The sequence below is a fragment of the Moraxella sp. Pampa genome, from assembly GCF_035181385.1.
In the GTDB taxonomy this organism is placed as follows: domain Bacteria; phylum Pseudomonadota; class Gammaproteobacteria; order Pseudomonadales; family Moraxellaceae; genus Moraxella.
This window is the reverse complement of sequence record NZ_JAXCJK010000001.1, coordinates 209,690-231,108: the sequence shown is the minus strand read 5'-3', so window position 1 is coordinate 231,108 and position 21,419 is coordinate 209,690. Positions and strand designations below refer to the sequence as shown.

Genomic DNA, 21,419 nt, shown 5'->3' with positions numbered 1-21,419 from the left:
TGTTAATCTTAGAAAAATAAAATCAATGGCATGGCATAGTAAAATCAGGCTTTAATCAAGCAATCTTACCAACTTACCAGTTCTGCAATTTTAATTGCCACGCACGGCATTTGGCGGCGATGGTGCTACTGCTGTGTGCCATGATATCGGCAGTTACGGCAATGTACTGCAACGGCACATCGCCCAGTTCATCTCGCAATTGGTAAAGATTATCAGCTGTGATGCCACCAATCACACATAAAGGCAAATCAACTTTGGCGGTTTTTTGCAAGATTGGCATTGACACAAGACCAGCTTTTGGCTTGGTTAAGGATGAAAATATCGCCCCCATCGCACCATAGCTTGCACCTTCTTTTTTGGCCTGTTTAAACAAAGCAACATCTGCATGGCAGGTTCGCCCAATAATCACATCATCGCCCAAAATTTCTCTTGCTAATGCCAAATTACCATCTCTTTGCCCCAAATGCACGCCTGTGCAAAAGTGAGATGCCAGCTCCAAATCATCGTTCATCACAACATCAACATCATATTTATCCGCAAGGCTCACCAGCAGCTCTGCCTCTCGATAAACAGTCGCAAGGTCATATTGTTTTAGTGTGGCTTTGCGACGAATTTGTAATAATGACACAACCCCTGTATCCAAGGCATGTTCTAATTTATCAATCAGCGTGGTGATTTCATCATCATTGGTCAGCAAATAAAGTTGTGGGTTGGTATTGGTCATAAGGTCAGCAAGGCAAAACAAAAAATAAACAAGTCATTATAACCCATCACCCCATTCAAAACAACGCACAAAAAAGCCCAGAGTATGTCTGAGCTTTTGATTGGCAAGATAAAGTTTATCAACTCACCAACTAACGGCGATATGCCAATTCTGTTAAGATATTTCTTGCATCATTCCAGCGAGTTTGTGATGCCCCAGCACCCAGTAGGACAATGACCACAGGCTTGTTATTAACATGAGTCTCCATGACGACACAATAACCTGCTTCACGAATAAAGCCAGTCTTTGAGACACCAATTGGGTGCTCTCCAGAACGCACAAGCGTACTGGTGTTGTTGGCCTTATAAGTGCGATCGCCCATGCTGGCATTAGCAATATAAAAATCATAATTAGGAGCCGTTGAAAAAGTGCGAATCAACTGATAGCGTGGATCACTGCTGACAGCTTTCATCATCTTAACCAAGTCATTGGCAGACGAGACATTACGAGGGTCAAGTCCTGATGAATCAGAAAAACGAGTCTGGTACATACCCAAACTGGCCGCTTTTGCGTTCATCGCTGCAATGAAAGCCTCATAGCCACCAGGGTAGGTGCGAGCCAAAGCTTTTGCTGCTGGATTTTCAGACTTCATGAGCATCATCAGCGTAAATTCAGAACGACTCAAACGATCGTCAGTGCGTAGTTTTGTCGTGGCTTGCTTTGCACCTACCAAATCTGATGGAATGATGGTAATCATTTCACGCATATCAAGACCTGCATCCACAATCACCATGGCGGTCATCACTTTACTGATTGATGCAATGGAGCGAGTGGTATCAATATTTTTTGAATAAATCAAATTACCCGATTGCAAATCCATTACCGCCACCGCTGATGAGTTGGTAGATACTGCCAACTCATCAAAAATGGGTTTGTGATATTGATTTGCTAAATTTGCATCATCAATACCATGATAATCAATATTTTGTACAGGTGCAGATGAGTACTCAGCTACAATCGGCTTAGTAATTATGGCCTTGGCGGGTACTGATGGGACTGGCGTGATGGTTGTTGTTATCGCAGGAATTTTTTTGGTTGCAGTGATGGTGCTTTGGTTGCTATTATCAATGGTAAAAGCGTGTGCTGATACACTCAGCATGAATGCAGTCATGCTGAAGGCAAAAGTACCGACACGCTTGATTGGTTTGGCATAATTCATATAAAATCCTCAAAACATACGACCACGGCGACCACTCGCCCATTTTTTTCATGTATTCGCCATCCAACTTGCGATCAATTCACAAGCAAGTAAACACACATCAATCATTACAAAATGCAACGCAAAAAAAAACCTTAGGCAATAAATAAAAAAAAAGAAAATATCTTTACAAATTACCTTCTAACAACATACATCTTTTATCTTATGTTCTGATTCATATTTTAGCATACTAAAAGAAATTGTGCGTACAAAACGGTCATTTTTTGTCAAAAAACTTAGAATATTTTCCACCAGATGAGTTGTATTCAAAAAAAATTATGCTACACTTAATGGACAACACTCTATTATTGCAAGGTTATTGCAAGCAATCAAAATAAGTACAATAAGGAGATGCATGGCGATCAAGGTTTTGGTGGTTGATGACCACGATTTGGTGCGTATGGGCATTATGCATATGCTAAACAATACTGATGACATTGAAGTCATTGGTGAGGCAGACAATGGAGACATGGCGGTACGGCTAGCTCGTCAGTATCGCCCTGATGTCGTTCTGCTTGATGTAAATATGCCCAATATTGGTGGTGTTGAGGCAACGCGTCGAATCAAACAAATTGATAATGCAATCAAAGTGCTTGCCGTATCTAGCCTATCAGCACAGCCGTATCCATCTATGCTATTAAAAGCTGGTGTTAATGGTTATATTACCAAAGGCACACCACTTGATGAAATGATTCGTGCCATCAAAAAACTACATGGTGGTGGCAAATATTTTAGCCATGATGTTGCAGATGCACTTGCCGAGTCGGTACTGGGCAATCAGGACAAATCGCCTTTTGATGCTCTGTCTGAGCGTGAAAAACAAGTCGCTATGATGGTGGTAAATTGCCAAAGCGTTCAAGAAATTGCCAACCAGCTGTTTGTCAGCGTTAAAACTGTGAATACCTATCGCTACCGTATTTTTGAGAAACTGGGAATAAATAGCGATGTTAAACTGACCCACCTTGCCATTCGTTATGGGCTTGTCAATGCAGATTAAACCACAAACTCTCAAAGTCAATTATCCCAAAGATAGCGAAGAAAAACACCCACACAACCAAAACATTTCATCATCAATAACCATCATCAACAAAAAAAATTTTCCGTCAAAATCAATTTGACGGAAAATTTTTATAGTGATATCAATCAACTATATCGCTTTGGAGTTTCGTCATAAACATGGGCGTGCCATGCATTCATTTGACGCTGCATGACAGTCGTGATGGCAGCATGAATCATATTTTGACCAACATTTTGAAGTTCGTCCGCACCAATCATCTCTTTGGCCTGCTGGGAAAAAGCAATCGTTACCATCGGCTCATTTTCCCTACCCACCTCTTGCAAGGTCAAAACACCGTCTTCTCGCTCAACAAATTCCAAAATAGCCTCTTTAATCACCGTACCATCTTCTGCTGATTCTTTGGTCAGGCTTTTGGCAAAAGGTTTTTTGTGTTTTACCTGAGTATCACTCATCGTATCATTCGTCAAAACACCATCATCACCCAATAAGTCTTGTGCCACTTTGCTTGATTTTGGCGGTCTTCCACGGCGTTTTTTAGGTGATACCGTTGTCGTGCTTTCTTGCATATCACTCTTGGTACAAGCTTGGTCATCAGCGTCCAAAGTATCCAAACGATCATTTTGATTGTGAATTTGGTTTTGAATTTGATTGTATAAGTCCAAGCCAACCAAATCTTCTAGGGCTTTTAAGCCTTCTAAATTTTCAAAATCAACACCCAGCTCATGAGCCAGTTTTTTTTGTAATTCTTCTTTAATAATGGTTTCAGCTTCCTTAATAAGACGCTCAATCAATTCATCATCTGCCTTATCAAACATGGACCACTCCAAAAAAAATAATAATGATAATAACTGGGGATATCAGCTCTGTTTTTCAAGTTTGCCAGCTCATCGCCAATAGCGCAGTTTTGCCATCATAAACAAAAAAGATACAAACATACCCAAATAATATGCCATTTTTACATCAAACTCTGGGTCACGGTATTTTATCGGCATTGCTACAAGTGCTGTCAATGCAGGAATGATGACAAGGCAAATCAGCCAATTTTCTAAGACATGCAACCAACCTTGTATTTTATCACCATCGCCAAGCCGAAAACCCGACAGACCAACCAGCATCACAGCGATGATCAGCATCGCAATCAATGCCTTAGGCACACCTTTTGGGACAATACCAGTAGGAATCATGCGATTGAACATCAGCTATACACCCCCATAATGCAAAGCATGGCAACAGTGGATAATAGCCAACCCAATGTCCAAGCATTACGAGGGTGAATATCCGCCTTGCCTGTTTTATTCAGCCAAAGACTACTAAGCCAAATGAGGGCGGGAACGACAAAGACAAAAAATGGCACAACTTTAGCAGCATGGCTAATGACTGCACCAGTATCATCACCCATCATCAAGCGAAATCCATAACCCATCAGGCTCAACACAAGCGACGACATGAATAGTGCGATTGTCAAACCAAGAGGAATCACACTTTTTGGCATTTCGCTTTCATTGTTTTGCTTCATGTTTATTTTGGTCATTTAGACCACCTTAGTACTTACCAAAGCAAGCTCATCACGCATTGTGTCAATCACTGCTTTATAATCATCTTTACCAAAAATTGCCGAGCCTGCCACAAACATATCCGCCCCCGCCTTAGCAATCTGTCCTATGTTGTCAGGATTAACACCACCGTCCACCTGCAAGCGAATATCAAGTCCACGCTCATCAATCATTTGGCGAACTTGACGCACTTTTGCAAGCGTATGATCAATAAACTTTTGACCACCAAACCCTGGATTGACACTCATGATCAAAATTTGGTCAAGTTTATCTATCGTATAATCCAAATACGACAAAGGCGTAGCAGGATTGAACACCAATCCGCATTTTGCTCCACCGTCTTTGATAAGCTGTAAACTTCTGTCTATATGTTCGCTGGCCTCTGGGTGAAAAGTGATGATATCCGCCCCTGCTTTTAAAAAGGCTTCTATCATCGTATCCACAGGTTTTACCATTAAATGCACATCAATGGGGGCGGTTATGCTATAGTCTTTGAGTGCTTGACAAATCATCGCCCCAAAGGTTAGATTTGGCACATAATGGTTGTCCATGACATCAAAATGCACGACATCTGCCCCTGCGTCCAAGACATTTTGCACATCTTGCCCTAGGCGAGCAAAATCCGCTGACAAGATAGACGGTGCGATGAGATATTGTCGATTTGGTAAAATTTTCATAAGATTTTTGTAAAAAAAATAAATTTTGGTTTGCTATGATAACAGATTTTTTATATGTTTTAAAATACTTTGAGTTTAAAAATCAAACTTTGAGTTTCAAACCATAAAAATAGTTAATAAAAAACCAATACAACTGTATTGGTTTTTGGGTTATTAAATATGTAAACTATATAAAAATTACTTAACTTATTTGGCGTGATAAGCCAGTTTTACACCAGCGATAAAACCATCATTATCCTTAAATTCGCCAACCTTAGCACCTGTTGGTAGCTGTGCGGTAGCATTGCCAAATTTGAGATATTTACCACCCAAAGATACTGATACTTGTGGTGTAACATTGTATTTAACACCGCCACCAACACTATAATAACCTTTGATTGGACCAAGCGATGTTGTAGGATTACCTGCACCACTGTCCCAACCAATATTACCTGCAATGGATAATTTATCATTTATTTGTTTACCTAAACCAAGCTCTACGCCCCATTGGTCCTTAGGATAGCTGACGATTGGCAGTGCTTTGCCTGCGACAGCTTCTGTTACCTTACCATAGGCTGGTGGGCGCACATCAAACTGAGACCAAGGCACATAACGCACTTTGGCAGTACCTAACAGACGATGTTTGGCGCTTAGCCCTGTTTGAAAATCAAAATTCCAAGACTTAGGCGTGGTTACCTTAAATTTTTGGACATTTTCAGTTGCCAAGCCACGGAAACCTAACACAGGAATCATTTCATTGATGTTGGTCTCATGCTTGATCGCAGAGCGATAAGTCAAAGCAGCTTTTAGGGCAATCTCTGGCTTAGAATAAGACGCACCAGCCAACCAGCCTACGGCATGATCAGGGCTGATTTTGGCATCATAGCCGTTTAGACCACTATATGCTGTACCACGCAGATGCACCTCACCTGCCAAACGCTGTGCCACAGGACCGCCATAGATTTGAAGTCCTGCAACTTTGGCACCAAACAGCAGACTGATGTTATTGGTGCGGATATCAACATTGGTGCCTTGACCATGCGTGCTTTCGCCGATATCAGCAGCGCGGTTTAGTACTTCGCCAATTTTATCAAACGGCGGTGTACCAAAATCCTTAGCTCGCTCTCGAATTTTTTCAATATTAGGTTTGGTAAATGCGATCCCTTTCAACATTGTGCCAGCAAGCTTTTCTTGATACTTTGCATCAGGACCTGTCATTCTTTCCACAACAGTATCCAGCATTGACTGTGCGGTTTTGTCTTGATCTGATACAAAATCATTTGTGCCAGTATATTTGACCGCCGCCCCGAAAGGCTCATCATATAGAACGCCGATGCTGACAACATCATTGACATCTGCTTTTGCGCCATAGCGAACAAAGTTATAAGGTGCTGAGATGTCTTTGACTTCATTACCAGATTGGTCTTTGCCAGAAATGTTGGCATCAATGTAAGTATATACTGCTTCGGCATAAGTACCGTCTTGCAAAAACGCACTAATATCTTGACCAGAACGGTCAAGCCCTGCAGCGTGTGCTGTACCAACAGCACCAACAGAAGCGATGGCAACCGCCAAAACTTTATGATTAAAAAAACGCATAGTTTATTCTCCAATTTTTTCCTTAAAAGCCCTTAGCATCCAAGCAAGAAAGCCAAAAGCCATCAATCCGCAAGGTACTATCCTACTGTATGTTATCTATAACAACTTGCGTGGTTATTATATTAAAACAAATTGAACAGCAACACAAGAAATAAATTTAAGTAATTTTCTTACACAGTCATTTTCATGACATCATATTTTCAATATTTTGCCAATCACTTGGCTCATGAATATTTTTTCAATCAATTTTTAATCAATTTTTAATCAATAATGTGGCGGTCTATCTACCAACAAATCAAATGGGGCAATGCCGTCATCGTCATGATTATTTTGCAGATCCTTATAAATGATTTTAAGCTGGTCTTGTAAGTTTTTTAACTGACGGTCTTGGGTGGCAATCACATCATTTAAAGTATCTACTGTGTTTTCAAGATAGGTGATTTTGATTTGTAAATCAATCAGCTGAGTATGCATATCGGTCATTTATTTTTCCAAAATTTAAAATTATATAGAAAATTTGCTATAATGGCTCTTATTTTATCATTGAACCGACGATTATGGCACTCATTCATCTTAAAAATTTATCGCTCGCCTTTGGCACTGCTCCTATTTTAGACCATGTCAATTTTAGTGTTGATGCAGGCGAGAGAGTATGTCTGATTGGGCGAAACGGTGAGGGCAAATCTACCCTGTTCAAACTCATCAATGGCACACAATCCCCTGATGATGGCGAGGTGATCATTCAAGATGGCTTAAAAGTTGCCATGCTCGCTCAAGATGTGCCCAACGATGATGGCACACTCCTTGATGTGGTGATGGGTGGTGATGATAAAACTGCAACTCTTTTAAAAACCTACCAAGCATTGTCCGACAGATGCGGTATGGGCGACATGAATGCCTGCGAACAAATGACCGATGTACAGCACGAAATTGATGCACTGCATGGCTGGGATTTACAGCGTCATGCTCGCACTTTGCTAGATAATATGGGGCTAAACCCTGACGATCGCCTGATCAATCTTTCAGGTGGTCGCAAAAGACGGGTTCTACTTGCCCGTGCATTGGTCATCAAGCCTGATATTTTATTGCTTGATGAGCCAACCAACCACCTTGATGTTGAAAGCATTGCTTGGCTAGAAAACTATCTTTTGGGGCAAAATTTGACCGTACTTTTCATCACGCATGACCGTAAATTTGTGGATAATTTGGCCACTCGCATCGTGGAGTTGGATAGAGGGAAATTAAGAAGTTATGATGTAACGCAAGGGGTGGGTGGATATGCTCGATACCAAGAGCTAAAAGAATTGGAGCTAGAAAGCGAGCAAAAATCTTTTGAAGAATTTGATAAAAAACTTGCCCAAGAAGAAGTATGGATTCGTCAAGGCATTAAGGCACGCAGAACTCGTAACGAAGGACGAGTGCGAGCCTTAAAGGCCTTGCGAGAAGAGCGAAAGCAAAGACGAGATGTGGTTGGCAATGTTTCATTGACACAAAATAGCAGTGAAAAAAGCGGAAAAATCATCTGTGAAGTCAAAAATTTGACGCTAGAATATGATGATAAAATCCTTGCCAAAAATTTCTCTTGCGTCTTGATGCGTGGCGACAAAGTAGGCATCATCGGACAAAATGGTGTAGGCAAAACCACTTTGATTCGCACGATTTTAGGGCTTGATGAAAATGCAAAAACTGGCGGTACTATCAAGCTAGGGACCAATCTTCTTGTGTCATTTTTTGACCAGCTCAAAGGACAGCTTGATGGTGAAAAATCGGTCGCAGAAAATGTTGCACAAGGTAGCGATTATATTGAGATCAATGGTCGCAAAACACACATATTGGGTTATTTACAGGATTTTTTATTCACCCCCAACCGAGCCAGAACACCAGTAAAGGCTCTATCAGGAGGAGAAAAAGCCCGAGTTTTACTCGCCAAAAACTTATTAAAACCTGCCAATGTCTTAGTACTAGACGAGCCAACCAATGATTTGGATATGGCAACACTAGAACTTTTGGAAGAATATGTTGCAGGCTTTGAAGGGACAATCTTACTCATTAGTCATGACCGTACTTTTATGGACAATGTAGTTACGCAAACTTGGGTATTTGACACAGACAAAGATGGCGATGGGGTTATTACAGAATATGTGGGTGGCTATCAAGATTATCTGATTCAAAAACAAAGGAGTGAAAAAGATAAACCAAAAGCCAACACCGAAAAGGTGGAAAAAACGGAAAAACCCAAAAATGAATTTAAGGCCAATGCACCACAATCAGATGCCACTACCATTCAAAAACGCAAACTGTCTTATAAAGAACAAAGAGAACTAGAAAGCCTACCAAATGAAATTGCCGAGCTTGAAGCCGAGCAGAGCAACTTAAATGACAAACTTTCAGATGGCTCGTTATTCGTCTCTGATTTGGCACTAGCTACTAAATATAGTGAAAGATTGGGGCAAATTGACGAGCTACTTTTAAAAAAGCTGGAACGATGGGATGAATTAGAGAGCTTGGGACGATAATTTTTTAAGGTGATGGCCAAACCATTTTTATTATGGCAACCATTGCTATCACCCGCCCCAGTCTCAACAACAAAAACCTTAAAATCAGAAAAACCTTACAATCAGTATGGCACATCGATCTTAAAAAGCAAATCATGACAATCGTTGGTTGTGATTAGGCTTTATCAATCATCAAGCAAAAAATGTGCCACTTGCAACAGCCCTGATTTTTCGTGCGTTTTAAAAGGCAGTCTTGTTTTGCTGATTTGCCAAATGCAATCATCAAATACCGCCAAAATGTCCAAATCCATCGGCACAGCTTGGCCAATTGACTCTCGCCCACACAGAACTTCAATACATTTTAATTGCTCAGATAAATAAGCAAAAGACATTGGCAAGTCTAACTGAACCATTGCACAGGCATTATGATAAACCAGCTTGGTTTTGCCTGTAAAATCAAGCCCAGTAGTCCAAGAGGACATCTGCAAATCACCCAATCGCAACAGCTCTCTTAAAGCAATATCAAATGCACGATGAGTATCAACATTGCTACCCATTGCCACCACAAATGCACTGACATTTAATTTACTTAGAACAGACAAATCACTGACGATGATTTTCATGGGTTGCTCTGCATATCGCTCATTTACTGCGTGTGATACTCACACCAACGCTTTGGGCTTGCCTGATGGCATTGGGTTTATGAATGGTAAGAGCAATTGCATCACACGGATAGTGATTTAAAATATATTGACAAATGTTTTCCGCCAAAGATTCTAATAATTTTGCCTTCATCTCATGGCAAATTTCCTCAATATCTTCGCAAACCGTTTTATAATTCACCGCATGAATCACATCGTCAGTTTTGGAAGCGTCTTGAATATTGCAATAAATTTTAGCATCAATAATCAAACTTTGCTTAATTGCTCGCTCCCAGTCATATACACCAATAACTGTGTCGATTTTTAACCCTTTTACAAAAACCATGTCGTTCATTTGCATTTTCATAAACACCTTTTAAGATTTTCTGTGCTTTATCATATCCACACTAAAAAGCATCAACGCAAGCCAAATCAAAGCAAATACCGCCAATCTATTCATGTCAATAAATTCATGATAATAAAAGACTGCAATGACAAATACCGAAGTGGGCGTGATATATTGCATGAAGCTTAGCGTGTTAAAACTCACCAATTTGGTGGATTGATTGTACAGCAATAGCGGTATCAAAGTTACAGGGCCTGCAAGCATCAGCAGCCAAATATCATCAGACAACCAAAAAGATGGTTGGCTACTTGCCACATCATGGGTCATAAACCAAAGTACACAAAATGGCACAAGCATGGCGGTTTCTAAAAATAATGCCGAAATGCTGTCTAATGGTGTGCGTTTTTGCATGATACCATAAAAAGCAAATGACAATGCCAACAATAACGATACCATCGGCAAAAAACCAAGTAGAACAACCTGAATCGCTACCGCCACACTTGCCAAAATAATGGCGATCATTTGCAAAAGCCTGAGCCGTTCTTTTAATAAAAAGAACGACAATGCCACACCCATCAGAGGACTGATGAAATAACCAAGACTGGCATCAATGATTTTGTCATGACTCACCGCCCATACATAAGTCAACCAATTGGTTGCAATAAGTAGGCCTGATACAAATGTCCAAATGATGAGCTTGGGGTTTTGTTTAATTAAATCAATCGCCTGCCAATGTTTTTTGATGATTAAAAATATCAACAAAATCACAAAAGTCCAAATCAACCTATGACCAATGACCTCTACCGCATCATAAGCACTTAATTGCTTAAAATAAAAAGGAAATAAGCTCCATATTACATAAGCGGTTAAGCCCAAGATAATGCCTTTGTTTTGGTTGGAGTGCATCTGTAGCCTACGAATAATCCATGCGTTGTATGATTTATAAGACCTTGATAATATTAATCATCAACCACTTCCAATCCAAGCCCCGCCTGTTGCACAAGCTCGGCAAAATTAGGAAAACTGGTTGCCACCGTCTCCACGCCATTTATTACGATTTTATCAGACGCTCTAAGACTTGCCACCGCAAAACTCATCGCAATGCGATGGTCGTGATGAGAGTCAATTTGCCCACTGCCAAACACAAACTCATTTTCACCACGCCCAACAATCTCAATACCGTCATCAAGCACCGTGCAATCAATGCCAAGTGTGGCAAGACCGTCTGCCATGACCTGTATGCGGTCGGATTCTTTAACTCTAAGCTCCTCTGCCCCACGCAAAACGGTCTTGCCAGTCGCACAAGCGGCCGCCACAAAAATCACAGGAAATTCATCAATGGCAAGGGGGACTAGGTGTAGCGGTATCTCAATGCCGTGCAATTTGCTTGATTTGACACAAATGTCCGCCACAGGTTCGCCACCGACAAGCGTTTGATTGGTCAGCGTAATATCCGCCCCCATTAGGCGTAAAATGTCAATCACGCCTGTGCGAGTGGGGTTGATACCCACTTTGGGTAGCACCACATCGCCAGTTTTGGCAATCAGCCCTGCCACCATAAAAAACGCCGATGCCGAGATATCCGCTGGCACTTCAATATCGCAAGCGGTTAATTGTCCGCCCCCCATTAGGCGAATTTGGTTGCCACGCTCCAATTTTGTAACCTTAACATCATAGCCAAAGGCGGTCAGCATTCGCTCGGTGTGGTCTCGGGTCGTTTCAGGCTCAAAAATCACGGTCTCGCCTTTTGCCCAAAGACCTGCCAGTAGCAGGCAGGATTTGACTTGGGCGGACGCCATTGGCATTTCATAACGGATAGCGTGCAAATTTTGACCGCCTGTAATGTGAATGGGCGGTGTGCCACGCTCGCCTGTTGTGGCGATTACCGCCCCCATTTGCCGTAAAGGCTTTGCCACTCGTTCCATTGGGCGTTTTGATAGGCTTTCATCGCCAATCATCGTGCTATCAAAGTCTTGGGCGGACAAAATCCCTGCCAAAAGTCGCATACTCGTGCCAGAATTGCCCATATCAAGAGGTTTTTGTGGGGCAGTCAGCCCATTGATGCCCACGCCATAAATGGTAACTTTATCACCGTCTCGGAGAATTTGCACGCCCATATCCGCAAAGGCTTGCAAGGTGGATAAAGCATCTTCGCCTTGCAAAAAGTTGCTAATTTTTGTTACGCCATTTGCCAAAGAGCCAAACATAATTGAGCGGTGCGAAATGGATTTGTCAGGGGCGACTTTGTGCGTGCCTGTAAAGGTGGTGCTTGGGGTGATGTGGTATTTCATAGGGTTTCCTAAATAAAATTTGTTGGTTTGGATTGATTTTGGAGTGTGTCTCGCAAAATTAAAAATTATTTTTTCTTAATTTTATATGCCCAAGATTTTCTATAATCAATCGCTTTTTCTACCCAGTATGGTAAATTTAGCTTTATTTGATTATACCAATTTCGACTTGGCGAACTAAATAAATTATTGCCCAAGTAATTGGTATCATAAGAATGTGTTGGGATATTCAAAATTGGTCTGATTAATATATTTTTGCTATTTTCATTAAGTAAATCAAATTTAAAAATATTAAAAGGGTTATTTCCTTTTGATGATGTATTACGATTACAATTTTTAAGATTATGGATATAAATACCTAAAACCCCTTTGCCCTCATTCCAAGCTTTCTCAATTTCATATTGAACATATTTTCTATTGGCGGTTTCAGAGCCAATTAAAACCACCAAGCAAGAACAGCCTTTAATATTTTCATCAATCCAATACTTAATATCTCTATCGTTTTTTAGGCGTATCTCTTCCCATTTATTTGAACTAACAGGTATTTGAAAATCTATTACACCCATTTGTTTAATAGTCTGCACTCGCCAATTATCATTTTCATAATGAAAACTAAAAAATACTTTTCTCATAATTTTTCAACCTTTGTTAAGCAAATAAGAAATAATGATACTACTTGTAAATATCATCAGATAAAATACACTTAATGTTTTTGAAAACATTACTTTAAGTATATTTTCTGTTGGTATTTGAAAATTAATAGAATTTAAATCATATAAATTTTCAAGATTACTTGGTCGATTGTTAATAATCCATTCATATCGTTTTCGGTAGGCTCTTTCAGAACTTAAATAGAAAGCATCCAAATACCAAAATGCTAAAATTGGCAAGATTACTACATATACAAAATTTTGACTACCCTTGCCTAATGTTAGAATTAAAGATACTATTGTAATTGACCAACCTTTAATGAGAAATGAATTGTTAGCCATACGATTTATGCAAGATTGTAATAAATCAATTTCTTTATGCATTTTTGTCAAAATGTCGCTCATATTTTAAACTCTAATCAAAACAGACTATATATTTTTCTTGTTATTTTGCTTTTCAGCCAAAAGCTCCCCAAAATACTCCCTAGCATTTTTGGCGGTTTCAAAAGTATTTAACAAATTCTCGCTATTGTCATTTTCAATATCAGTTTTTAATTGATTTAATATCGCTTGATAATTTTCTAGCCCCTGTAATACCGCATCTTTATTTGCCAAAAAAATGTCGTGCCACATAATAGGAGAGCTTGCCGAAATACGGCTAAAATCCCGAAATCCGCCCGCCGCATAGCGAAAAATGTTCAAATTTTCATCGTCTTTGGCAAGCTGAAAAGTCAAGGCATACGACAATAAATGTGGTAAATGGCTGGTTAGGCTCAAAATTTCATCGTGCTTTTGGGCGGTCATTTGGCTGACAACCGCTCCGATATTTTGCCACAGTTTGGCGATTTTGTCGGTGTTTTCTGTCGTACTGTTTTGGCAAATAATCACTTCGTGGGCGACAAATAAATCGGGATTTTTTGCCAAAATGCCTGACTTTTCAGCCCCTGCAATCGGGTGGGCAGGCACAAAATTTAGGCACACGCCAAAGGCTTTTTCGGTCGCTTGGCACGCCTGTATCACGCTTGTTTTGGTGCTACACACATCGGTAATAATGGCGTTTTTGGGCAAAATACCGTGCTGTTTGGCATAGGCAAGGCTTTCAAACACGCCCAAAACCGACTGCACAGGCACGCAAATCACCACCAAATCGCAATCGCTCAAAATATCAATGAGTTTATCCGAGCTGTGGCTGATTAAACCTGTGTCGGTGGCGGTTTTTAGAGTGTCAAGGCGAGCGTCGCACGCCACGATTTGGCGTGTCAGTTGGTGCTTTTGCATTGCACTGGCAAGGCTTGCACCAATAAGCCCAAGTCCGATAAAGGCGGTTTTGTTAAACATACATTCGCTCACAAAACTGCCTTTGGGTATGACCCAAGCACTCGCACATCTTTGGCAATTTTTTTGATGTCATCAACAGCATTTTTAACATTTTCATCATCAATATGCCCAACCATATCAATAAAAAATACATACGCCCATTTGTTAGGACGCTCAGGGCGTGTCTCAATGCTGGTCATTGAGACGGCATACTTTTTAAGCGGTTCTAGAATTTCAATCAAAGCCCCTGCACGGTCAGGACTTGATACAACAATAGAAGTTTTGTCTTGACCGCTAGGGGCGACGGACTCATGACCAATGATAAGAAAACGCGTGGTATTGTTGGGGCTGTCCTCAATGTTTTCATACAACTTATGTAGACCATATTCAGCCACTGCCACATCGCCTGCTATCGCTGCTGAATGCCATTCATTTTGTAAGCGTTTTGCGGCTTCGCCATTAGATGATACCGCCACTCGCTCTACATTCGGAAAATTTACATCCAACCAATGGCGACATTGTGCCAATGATTGCTGATGGCTATAAATACGGCTCAGACTGTCTACTTTGGTATGTTTTGCCACCAAAAAATTATGATGAATGGGCAATTCCACCTCACCGATGATTTTTAGACTTGATCCCAAAAACGCATCTAGCGTATGATTGACCACACCCTCTGATGAGTTTTCCACAGGGACAACGCCATACATCGCAGAGCCAGCTTCCACTTCACGAAATACATCGGTAATGGTTGCAAGTGGGACGGTGGTCGCCGCCTTGCCAAAATGCTTCAAAGAGGCGGCATGAGTAAATGTGCCTGTCGGACCCAAAAAAGCAACTTTTTGTGGGGCTTCCAACTCCAAACACACCGACATGATTTCACGAAATAAGCGTGCCATTTTCTCACCAGATAATGGACCAGTATTACGAGCCATGACTGCTTTTAATACCTGCGCCTCTCTTTCTGGGCGGTAAAATATGGGGTGATTTTCATGGTTTTTCTTAGCAATAGCAACCTCTTGGGCAATGCTGGCACGCTCATTGATTAGGCGTTGGATTTGCTCATCAATATCATCAATTTTGTCACGCAAATTGGTAATTTTTGAAGTGTCAAGATGTGCCTTACTTTGATTAGTCATGCGTTACCCCTTTGGTTTTGTTGTTTTAAAATGACCACAATAATAGCATGATTTTTCATAATTATTAAGTGGATTGGTATAAATATTTTTGATGAATTTTACGCTCATCTTGTTGCATATCATCTTATCAGTACACATTATTAATATACAATTTAAGAGTGTTTTTGACCAAAAATTCAGCCCAAAAAGCCTTTAAAATCATAAAAAAAATAAACCATGTCATGAACATGGTTTATTTTTTATCGCTTAATAACAAAAGTTTACCAAATCAATCTACTGGCACTATTTTGACTGATGAAACCGTCAGGAATTTGTCCGTTTGCTGATTGCCAGCGAGCAAACGCACGACGAGTATTTACCCCTGCTATGCCATCTACGCCACCTGTATCAAAGCCTTGCTCGGTCAGCTTGCGTTGCAAAATTTGGACTTGGGTTCGAGACAATGGCTCTTCATGGGTTGGCCAGCTTGCTATCAATCCATCACCACCACTTAAATGCTTGGCAAGTAACGACACTGCAAGTGCATAGCTGGTTGAATTATTATAAACTCGAATGACATCAAAGTTTGGTGTGAGTAACAAAGCAGGTCCGCCAATGCCAGCAGGTAGCCAAAGCTCTGCCAATAAATCACCGCTAAAATATTCACCTGTGGTTGAGGTCAAACCCAACTGTTGCCAAGTGTCAAAAGATTGCTTGGTATTTAAGAGCTGATAATCAAAGTTGCTTGGCAGGCGTATTTCATAATAAGGCGAAAGACCTGTAATCCAACCTGCATTTTTTAGGTAGCTGGCCGTAGAATTAAGCGAATCGCCAATGCCCCAAGGACTGATTTGACCATCTTGGTTGCCATCTACACCCTCTTGTATCCAAGTGCTAGGAATGAACTGCGTATGCCCCATGCCACCTGCCCAAGAACCTTTAAACTGCATAAGGCTGGCATCGCCACGATTAAGCATTTTTAGCATTGCAAAAAGCTGATTTTCCGCAAATTCACGGCGGCGACCATCATAAGCCAAACTTGATAAGGCATCAACCAAATCTATGTTACCCATTGCCACGCCAAATGACGATTCCATACCCCAAATCGCTGCAACAATTTCTTTTGGCACGCCATAGCTTGTCTGAATATTATTAAATGTTACTGGGTATTGGGCGATTTTGGCACGGCCTTGAGCCACTCGATTTGATGATACCGCTGAATTGACATATTCCCAAGGCATCTTTGTAAACTCTGCCTGAGAACGGTCAAGTTCAATGATTCGCTGACTAAAAGCCGCTTTATTCATCAAAGAGTAAACAGTAGCACTGTCATGACCTTGAGCAATGGCACGATGAATAAAATCCCGCTTCCAATCATCAAAGTCAGCATAATCCAAAGGCATCATCGGCTTGTTCGCAGGTTGAGCATGAATAAATGGTTGTGTTTGAACAACATGGGCTGGTTGCACAGGGGTCATGACCGTCTGAGCTGGTGCTTGGTTTAAAGTCGTTGCGTGCACGACTTTAATTGGCGGGTTTTGTGTAGAGGCATTGAAACTTGTACTACTACATGCCGTCAGTACAGACAGACATAAAGCTGATAAAATCAAAGGGGGTTTTTGGTCAAAAGCATTCATAAAGTACCACAAAATAAAAAAATACACCCATACTCTAACGCAAAATCAACAAAAAGTCGAACAATTTTGGGTTGCCACTCGGCCATTACCAGCCAACCAATCAACAGAAATACAAATAAAATAGATAAAATGAATCGCCAAAAGACGACTCATTTTATTTCACCAGTTAATGCCCAGCTTGTTATTGTTAAAATCAAACACCTGTTACGCCTGTCATATCCACAGGTGTATCAACCATGACGACAGTCTTTTTAGCCAAGTCGTTACGCTTTGCCTGCAATGCGTCCAGATACGCCTCATCAATACCGCCTGTTACATATCTACCATCAAACACCGAACAGTCAAATTCATCAACCTTACTGTACTTGGTATTATTCACCGCCTCAATCAAATCATCTAAATCCTGAAAAATTAAGCGATCAGCACCAATGATTTGGCAAACCTCTTCAACCGCACGACCTGATGAAATCAACTCACTGCGAGACGGCATATCAATGCCATAGACATTAGGGAACTTGACCTCTGGTGCGGCCGATGCAAAAAATACATTTTTAGCACCTGCATCTCGTGCCATTTGGACAATCTCACGGCAAGTTGTCCCACGCACAATAGAATCATCAACAAGTAGCACATTTTTATTTTTAAATTCCAACGGAATGGCATTTAACTTTTGGCGAACGCTCTTTTTGCGTTGCCCCTGACCTGGCATGATGAATGTGCGACCGATATAACGATTTTTGTTAAAGCCTTCACGGTACTTGATGTTTAAATGTGTAGCAAGCTCCAATGCCGAGTTGCGAGATGTATCTGGAATCGGAATCACCACATCAATGCCATGATTCTCACCCCACTCACGAATGATTTTTTGGGCAAGTTTTTCACCCATACGCATGCGAGCTTTATGCACCGATATGTTGTCAATGATGGAGTCTGGACGCGCAAAATAGACATACTCAAAAATACATGGAGTATGCCTTACGCCATCAACACATTGTTTGGTATGAACATTGTGCATCAAGTCAATAAAAACCGCCTCACCTGGTGCAATATCACGCACAATCTCAAAACCAAGTGCCTGAACCGCCACCGACTCAGATGCAACCACATATTCCATGCCATGTTCAGTCAATCGCTGACCATAGACAAGTGGGCGAATGCCATTTGGATCACGAAAAGCAAGTAGCCCATGCCCCGCAATAATAGCAACCACCCCATAAGCACCCTCACAGCGTTGATAAACCGCTTGCAGGGCATGGAAAATGTCATTGGGTTCTAGATTGGTCTTGGTAGATTTTTGTAGCTCATTAGCAAAGACATTGAGCAAAACTTCTGAATCTGAGTCAGTATTTAGATGGCGATGATCATTTTCAAAAAGCTCTTTGGCAATTTTATCGGCATTTGTCAAATTGCCATTATGTGCCAAAGCGATCCCATAAGGCGAGTTGACATATAACGGCTGAGCTTCTGCAGTGCTTGATGTGCCTGCAGTTGGATAACGCACATGACCAATACCAAAATTACCCACCAAACGCACCATATGCTTATTTAAAAAAACATCACGCACCATACCATTGTCTTTGCGTAGATACAGTCTGTCATCTTTTAAGGTAACAATCCCTGCTGCATCTTGCCCACGATGTTGCAGCATGGTTAAGCCATCATACAACATCTGATTTACTGGCTCATGCGCCACAATGCCAATTACACCACACATAATTTACTCCAAGGGTTAAGATTGCTAAGGATTGTTAATTTGTTGCCAAGTCTCGCCCAATACTTCTTGCAATAATTGCATAGCAACAGGAGCAAATGGCAATAGATTTTGTGCCAATATAGATGATTGCCAATTTGGCAGATAAGTTAATAAAGGAGACATGATACTAAGAATGATTAAGACTTTTAAAACACCAATCACCGCCCCCAAGATACCACCTAAAATGCGGTCTAAAAAACCCAATTTCAAGACCTTAAAAAGCCCCGATAAAGACAGCGTAATGAGCTGCATTGCCATCATCACAACAAATACTATCGCCAAAAAAGCTGTCGCCATTTGCAATACAGAGTCATCAATAATGCCCACCAACATGGGTGCAACCAGCTTCGTCATGCGTGATGCCACAATAAATGCAAACAACCAAGAAACAAGCGATACCGCCGTCTTAATAAAGCCTGCACTAAAACCTCGCCACATACCAATGACTACCATCATCATGATGGATATGTCAATCCATGTCATCAGTTTTATTAAATCACTCATGATTGCTTACAGACGCTCTTGATGCTCTGCAATGGCCTGCACGCAGTCAGTGATGAGTGCAGGGCCCTTGTAAACAAGCCCTGAGTAAAGTTGTACCGCTTTTGCACCCACTTTGTATTTTTTAACAGCAAGTTCACCCTCATCAATACCGCCCACACCAATTAAATCCACCTTGCCCATCAAACGGTCATTAAACATGGATAAAATTTGTGTGCTGGTATGACTGACGGGACGACCAGAAAGACCACCCGCCTCATCAGCATTAGGATAATCTTCCACACCCACACGAGACAAAGTCGTATTGGTAGCAACCAAGCCATCAATATCAAACTGAACCACAGCATTTGCAATATCATCAATTTGAGATTCTTCCAAATCTGGGGCAATTTTTAGAGCAATAGGCACATAAAATCCATAACTATTAGCAAGGCGAGTATGACAAGTCTTAATACCTTCAAGCAATGCTGACAATGCGTCAGCACTTTGCAAACTGCGTAAATTTTTGGTGTTTGGGCTTGATATGTTAATTGTAATATAGCTGGCGTATGGATACACTCGCTCCAAGCAATATACATAATCTTCAAGTGCATTTTCTACAGGGGTGATGGCATTTTTACCAATATTGATACCAAGCACACCTTGATACTTGGCTCGCTCAATATTGGCAATCATATTATCCACACCATCATTATTAAAGCCCATACGATTGATGATTGCACCTGCTTGCGGAATGCGAAACAGCCTTGGTTTGTCATTGCCAAGTTGTGGGCGTGGCGTTACTGTGCCAATCTCCAAGAAGCCAAAGCCAAGTTCACTAAGTGCATCAATATGCGAGCCATTTTTATCAAGACCTGCCGCCAGACCCACGGGGTTAAATAAATGAATGCCCATGCAAGTTGTCGGTAAAGACTGTCTGGCATGACTAAAACCCAGCAGGTGAGCCTTATGTGCCTTTTCAAGCATATTTAGGGTAAATTCATGTGCACGCTCTGGCTCCATATTGAATAAGAACGGACGAAATAGTGCATATGACATGAAAACCCCACCAATAATCAAACAATAAAAAAATCGTTTCATTATAACACAGTTAAATAGCCCAAGACATCTTTTTAACCGCCAAATGATAAATTTTTTGTTATATTATTGGCTTTAAAAAAAAACACTTTTTTAAATTGTTTTTTGGGGTAACTTTTTGGGTTTGACTTTCAGCTTTGACTCTCTAAATCTAATAAAATTGTCTTAATGTGTGTACCACCTGTATAGCCACCCAGTCCACCACTGGACGCAATCACACGATGGCATGGCACAATGATACTAATGGGATTTTTTCCATTGGCATTTGCACAGGCACGAAAAGCATTAGGTTTGCCGATATTTTTAGCAAGTTTAGCATAGCTAATAGTATGACCATAAGTAATATCAAGCAGGCCGTGCCATACCATCTGCTGAAACGGAGTACCATAAGACAAATCAAGTGGAATATCAAACTCCCTACGCTTACCAATAAAATACTCATCAAGCTGACTCATCACTTTAATAGCAATGGCTTGATTATTATTTCGACCATCGTCCCAAGTTAAACCATCTGGGCTTAATTCTTCTGGCCTGATAAATATTGCCTGTTGATTAAGCTTGACAAATAATCGTGCGGTTTTATCATGATGCCAATCAAGTGCAATCAATTTAGCATCTTTTATGGTTAAGCTGATCATGGGTAAATTAAAAGGTGGTGTATAGTGCGTACTGATCATTGTTATAAAGTTTTATTTAAATTATATTTAGGCCAAAGATAACCCATGCTTTACTTTCCACACTTTAAATAATTTTTAAAGCCAACAAAGTCTATCATAAAACATAAAAAATACCGCAACATCGTTGCAGTA

Annotated in this window: 22 protein-coding genes and 1 pseudogene; 2 read left to right on the top strand and 21 right to left on the bottom strand. The window is 40.8% G+C overall.

The genetic code is table 11. The features are described from left to right. Positions 1-73 precede the first annotated feature (73 nt). Positions 74-724: a thiamine phosphate synthase gene (locus R0123_RS01125; protein ID WP_323842793.1), complete on the bottom strand. Its 651-nt coding sequence runs from the start codon at positions 722-724 to the stop codon at positions 74-76. 130 nt (positions 725-854) lie between these two features. Next, entirely contained in the window at positions 855-1,874 is a 1,020-nt protein-coding gene (locus R0123_RS01120) for a D-alanyl-D-alanine carboxypeptidase family protein (RefSeq protein ID WP_323843224.1), read from the bottom strand. Positions 1,875-2,316: 442 nt separating this feature from the next. Between R0123_RS01120 and R0123_RS01115 the strand changes: the two genes are divergently transcribed. After that, on the top strand, positions 2,317-2,958 hold the full coding sequence (locus R0123_RS01115) for a response regulator (RefSeq protein WP_323842792.1): 642 nt from the start codon (positions 2,317-2,319) through the stop codon (positions 2,956-2,958). Positions 2,959-3,104: 146 nt separating this feature from the next. On the opposite strand, the gene R0123_RS01110 is transcribed toward R0123_RS01115, so the two are convergent. From R0123_RS01110 to R0123_RS01085, 6 genes are all read right to left on the bottom strand, one after another. Further along, complete coding sequence (locus R0123_RS01110) at positions 3,105-3,794, bottom strand: hypothetical protein (protein WP_323841423.1); 690 nt, start codon at positions 3,792-3,794, stop codon at positions 3,105-3,107. 69 nt (positions 3,795-3,863) lie between these two features. After that, the gene (locus R0123_RS01105; RefSeq protein WP_323841422.1) at positions 3,864-4,175 is read right to left on the bottom strand and encodes a hypothetical protein; all 312 of its coding nucleotides are present in this window, start codon (positions 4,173-4,175) and stop codon (positions 3,864-3,866) included. Further along, complete coding sequence (locus tag R0123_RS01100; protein ID WP_323841421.1) at positions 4,175-4,510, bottom strand: hypothetical protein; 336 nt, start codon at positions 4,508-4,510, stop codon at positions 4,175-4,177. The genes R0123_RS01105 and R0123_RS01100 overlap by 1 nt, the downstream gene beginning before the upstream one ends. After that, entirely contained in the window at positions 4,511-5,209 is a 699-nt protein-coding gene (gene rpe / locus R0123_RS01095; protein ID WP_323842791.1) for a ribulose-phosphate 3-epimerase, read from the bottom strand. It lies immediately after the preceding gene. Between the two features lie 186 nt (positions 5,210-5,395). Further along, a complete protein-coding gene (locus tag R0123_RS01090) occupies positions 5,396-6,787 on the bottom strand; it encodes a hypothetical protein (protein WP_323842790.1) in 1,392 nt (463 codons plus the stop codon). A 264-nt stretch (positions 6,788-7,051) separates the two neighbouring features. Beyond that, a complete protein-coding gene (locus R0123_RS01085; RefSeq protein WP_323841418.1) occupies positions 7,052-7,270 on the bottom strand; it encodes a SlyX family protein in 219 nt (72 codons plus the stop codon). Positions 7,271-7,344: 74 nt separating this feature from the next. Between R0123_RS01085 and R0123_RS01080 the strand changes: the two genes are divergently transcribed. Further along, a complete protein-coding gene (locus tag R0123_RS01080) occupies positions 7,345-9,303 on the top strand; it encodes an ATP-binding cassette domain-containing protein (protein WP_323841417.1) in 1,959 nt (652 codons plus the stop codon). A gap of 164 nt (positions 9,304-9,467) precedes the next feature. On the opposite strand, the gene R0123_RS01075 is transcribed toward R0123_RS01080, so the two are convergent. From R0123_RS01075 to R0123_RS01015, 13 genes and pseudogenes are all read right to left on the bottom strand, one after another. Continuing rightward, positions 9,468-9,905 (bottom strand): 2-amino-4-hydroxy-6-hydroxymethyldihydropteridine diphosphokinase, encoded by a 438-nt coding sequence (locus R0123_RS01075; protein WP_323842789.1) that lies wholly within the window; start codon positions 9,903-9,905, stop codon positions 9,468-9,470. Between the two features lie 19 nt (positions 9,906-9,924). Beyond that, a complete protein-coding gene (gene folB, locus R0123_RS01070; protein WP_323842788.1) occupies positions 9,925-10,278 on the bottom strand; it encodes a dihydroneopterin aldolase in 354 nt (117 codons plus the stop codon). Positions 10,279-10,299: 21 nt separating this feature from the next. Then, complete coding sequence (rarD, locus tag R0123_RS01065; RefSeq protein WP_323841414.1) at positions 10,300-11,175, bottom strand: EamA family transporter RarD; 876 nt, start codon at positions 11,173-11,175, stop codon at positions 10,300-10,302. Between the two features lie 53 nt (positions 11,176-11,228). Then, positions 11,229-12,533: pseudogene (aroA, locus tag R0123_RS01060) on the bottom strand (3-phosphoshikimate 1-carboxyvinyltransferase); the annotation flags it as partial. A 92-nt stretch (positions 12,534-12,625) separates the two neighbouring features. Further along, complete coding sequence (locus tag R0123_RS01055; protein ID WP_323842787.1) at positions 12,626-13,189, bottom strand: TIR domain-containing protein; 564 nt, start codon at positions 13,187-13,189, stop codon at positions 12,626-12,628. Positions 13,190-13,195: 6 nt separating this feature from the next. Then, on the bottom strand, positions 13,196-13,612 hold the full coding sequence (locus R0123_RS01050; RefSeq protein WP_323842786.1) for a hypothetical protein: 417 nt from the start codon (positions 13,610-13,612) through the stop codon (positions 13,196-13,198). A gap of 24 nt (positions 13,613-13,636) precedes the next feature. After that, a complete protein-coding gene (locus tag R0123_RS01045; protein ID WP_323842785.1) occupies positions 13,637-14,557 on the bottom strand; it encodes a prephenate dehydrogenase/arogenate dehydrogenase family protein in 921 nt (306 codons plus the stop codon). Beyond that, entirely contained in the window at positions 14,554-15,663 is a 1,110-nt protein-coding gene (gene pheA / locus R0123_RS01040) for a prephenate dehydratase (protein ID WP_323841411.1), read from the bottom strand. The genes R0123_RS01045 and pheA overlap by 4 nt, the downstream gene beginning before the upstream one ends. Positions 15,664-15,923: 260 nt before the next feature. Then, positions 15,924-17,279, bottom strand: a complete 1,356-nt coding sequence (locus R0123_RS01035; RefSeq protein ID WP_323842784.1) for a lytic murein transglycosylase — start codon at positions 17,277-17,279, stop codon at positions 15,924-15,926. Between the two features lie 193 nt (positions 17,280-17,472). Then, positions 17,473-18,993 (bottom strand): amidophosphoribosyltransferase, encoded by a 1,521-nt coding sequence (gene purF / locus R0123_RS01030; protein WP_323842783.1) that lies wholly within the window; start codon positions 18,991-18,993, stop codon positions 17,473-17,475. 24 nt (positions 18,994-19,017) lie between these two features. Next, the gene (locus tag R0123_RS01025) at positions 19,018-19,536 is read right to left on the bottom strand and encodes a CvpA family protein (RefSeq protein WP_323842782.1); all 519 of its coding nucleotides are present in this window, start codon (positions 19,534-19,536) and stop codon (positions 19,018-19,020) included. A 6-nt stretch (positions 19,537-19,542) separates the two neighbouring features. After that, on the bottom strand, positions 19,543-20,571 hold the full coding sequence (locus tag R0123_RS01020) for a quinone-dependent dihydroorotate dehydrogenase (RefSeq protein ID WP_323841407.1): 1,029 nt from the start codon (positions 20,569-20,571) through the stop codon (positions 19,543-19,545). 170 nt (positions 20,572-20,741) lie between these two features. Further along, the gene (locus tag R0123_RS01015) at positions 20,742-21,287 is read right to left on the bottom strand and encodes a methylated-DNA--[protein]-cysteine S-methyltransferase (RefSeq protein WP_323842781.1); all 546 of its coding nucleotides are present in this window, start codon (positions 21,285-21,287) and stop codon (positions 20,742-20,744) included. Positions 21,288-21,419: the final 132 nt, after the last annotated feature.

Excerpts from the sequence above, each read along its gene's own strand:
- R0123_RS01025 (WP_323842782.1), bottom strand. The coding sequence starts at position 19,536 with ATGAGTGATTTAATAAAACTGATGACATGGATTGACATATCCATCATG.
- rpe (WP_323842791.1), bottom strand. The coding sequence starts at position 5,209 with ATGAAAATTTTACCAAATCGACAATATCTCATCGCACCGTCTATCTTG.
- folB (WP_323842788.1), bottom strand. The coding sequence starts at position 10,278 with ATGAACGACATGGTTTTTGTAAAAGGGTTAAAAATCGACACAGTTATT.
- rarD (WP_323841414.1), bottom strand. The coding sequence starts at position 11,175 with ATGCACTCCAACCAAAACAAAGGCATTATCTTGGGCTTAACCGCTTAT.
- R0123_RS01035 (WP_323842784.1), bottom strand. The coding sequence starts at position 17,279 with ATGAATGCTTTTGACCAAAAACCCCCTTTGATTTTATCAGCTTTATGT.
- R0123_RS01110 (WP_323841423.1), bottom strand. The coding sequence starts at position 3,794 with ATGTTTGATAAGGCAGATGATGAATTGATTGAGCGTCTTATTAAGGAA.
- R0123_RS01125 (WP_323842793.1), bottom strand. The coding sequence starts at position 724 with ATGACCAATACCAACCCACAACTTTATTTGCTGACCAATGATGATGAA.
- R0123_RS01115 (WP_323842792.1), top strand. The coding sequence starts at position 2,317 with ATGGCGATCAAGGTTTTGGTGGTTGATGACCACGATTTGGTGCGTATG.
- R0123_RS01120 (WP_323843224.1), bottom strand. The coding sequence starts at position 1,874 with ATGACTGCATTCATGCTGAGTGTATCAGCACACGCTTTTACCATTGAT.
- R0123_RS01055 (WP_323842787.1), bottom strand. The coding sequence starts at position 13,189 with ATGAGAAAAGTATTTTTTAGTTTTCATTATGAAAATGATAATTGGCGA.
- R0123_RS01090 (WP_323842790.1), bottom strand. The coding sequence starts at position 6,787 with ATGCGTTTTTTTAATCATAAAGTTTTGGCGGTTGCCATCGCTTCTGTT.
- purF (WP_323842783.1), bottom strand. The coding sequence starts at position 18,993 with ATGTGTGGTGTAATTGGCATTGTGGCGCATGAGCCAGTAAATCAGATG.
- pheA (WP_323841411.1), bottom strand. The coding sequence starts at position 15,663 with ATGACTAATCAAAGTAAGGCACATCTTGACACTTCAAAAATTACCAAT.
- R0123_RS01015 (WP_323842781.1), bottom strand. The coding sequence starts at position 21,287 with ATGATCAGTACGCACTATACACCACCTTTTAATTTACCCATGATCAGC.
- R0123_RS01100 (WP_323841421.1), bottom strand. The coding sequence starts at position 4,510 with ATGACCAAAATAAACATGAAGCAAAACAATGAAAGCGAAATGCCAAAA.
- R0123_RS01050 (WP_323842786.1), bottom strand. The coding sequence starts at position 13,612 with ATGAGCGACATTTTGACAAAAATGCATAAAGAAATTGATTTATTACAA.
- R0123_RS01105 (WP_323841422.1), bottom strand. The coding sequence starts at position 4,175 with ATGTTCAATCGCATGATTCCTACTGGTATTGTCCCAAAAGGTGTGCCT.
- R0123_RS01085 (WP_323841418.1), bottom strand. The coding sequence starts at position 7,270 with ATGACCGATATGCATACTCAGCTGATTGATTTACAAATCAAAATCACC.
- R0123_RS01075 (WP_323842789.1), bottom strand. The coding sequence starts at position 9,905 with ATGAAAATCATCGTCAGTGATTTGTCTGTTCTAAGTAAATTAAATGTC.
- R0123_RS01080 (WP_323841417.1), top strand. The coding sequence starts at position 7,345 with ATGGCACTCATTCATCTTAAAAATTTATCGCTCGCCTTTGGCACTGCT.
- R0123_RS01020 (WP_323841407.1), bottom strand. The coding sequence starts at position 20,571 with ATGTCATATGCACTATTTCGTCCGTTCTTATTCAATATGGAGCCAGAG.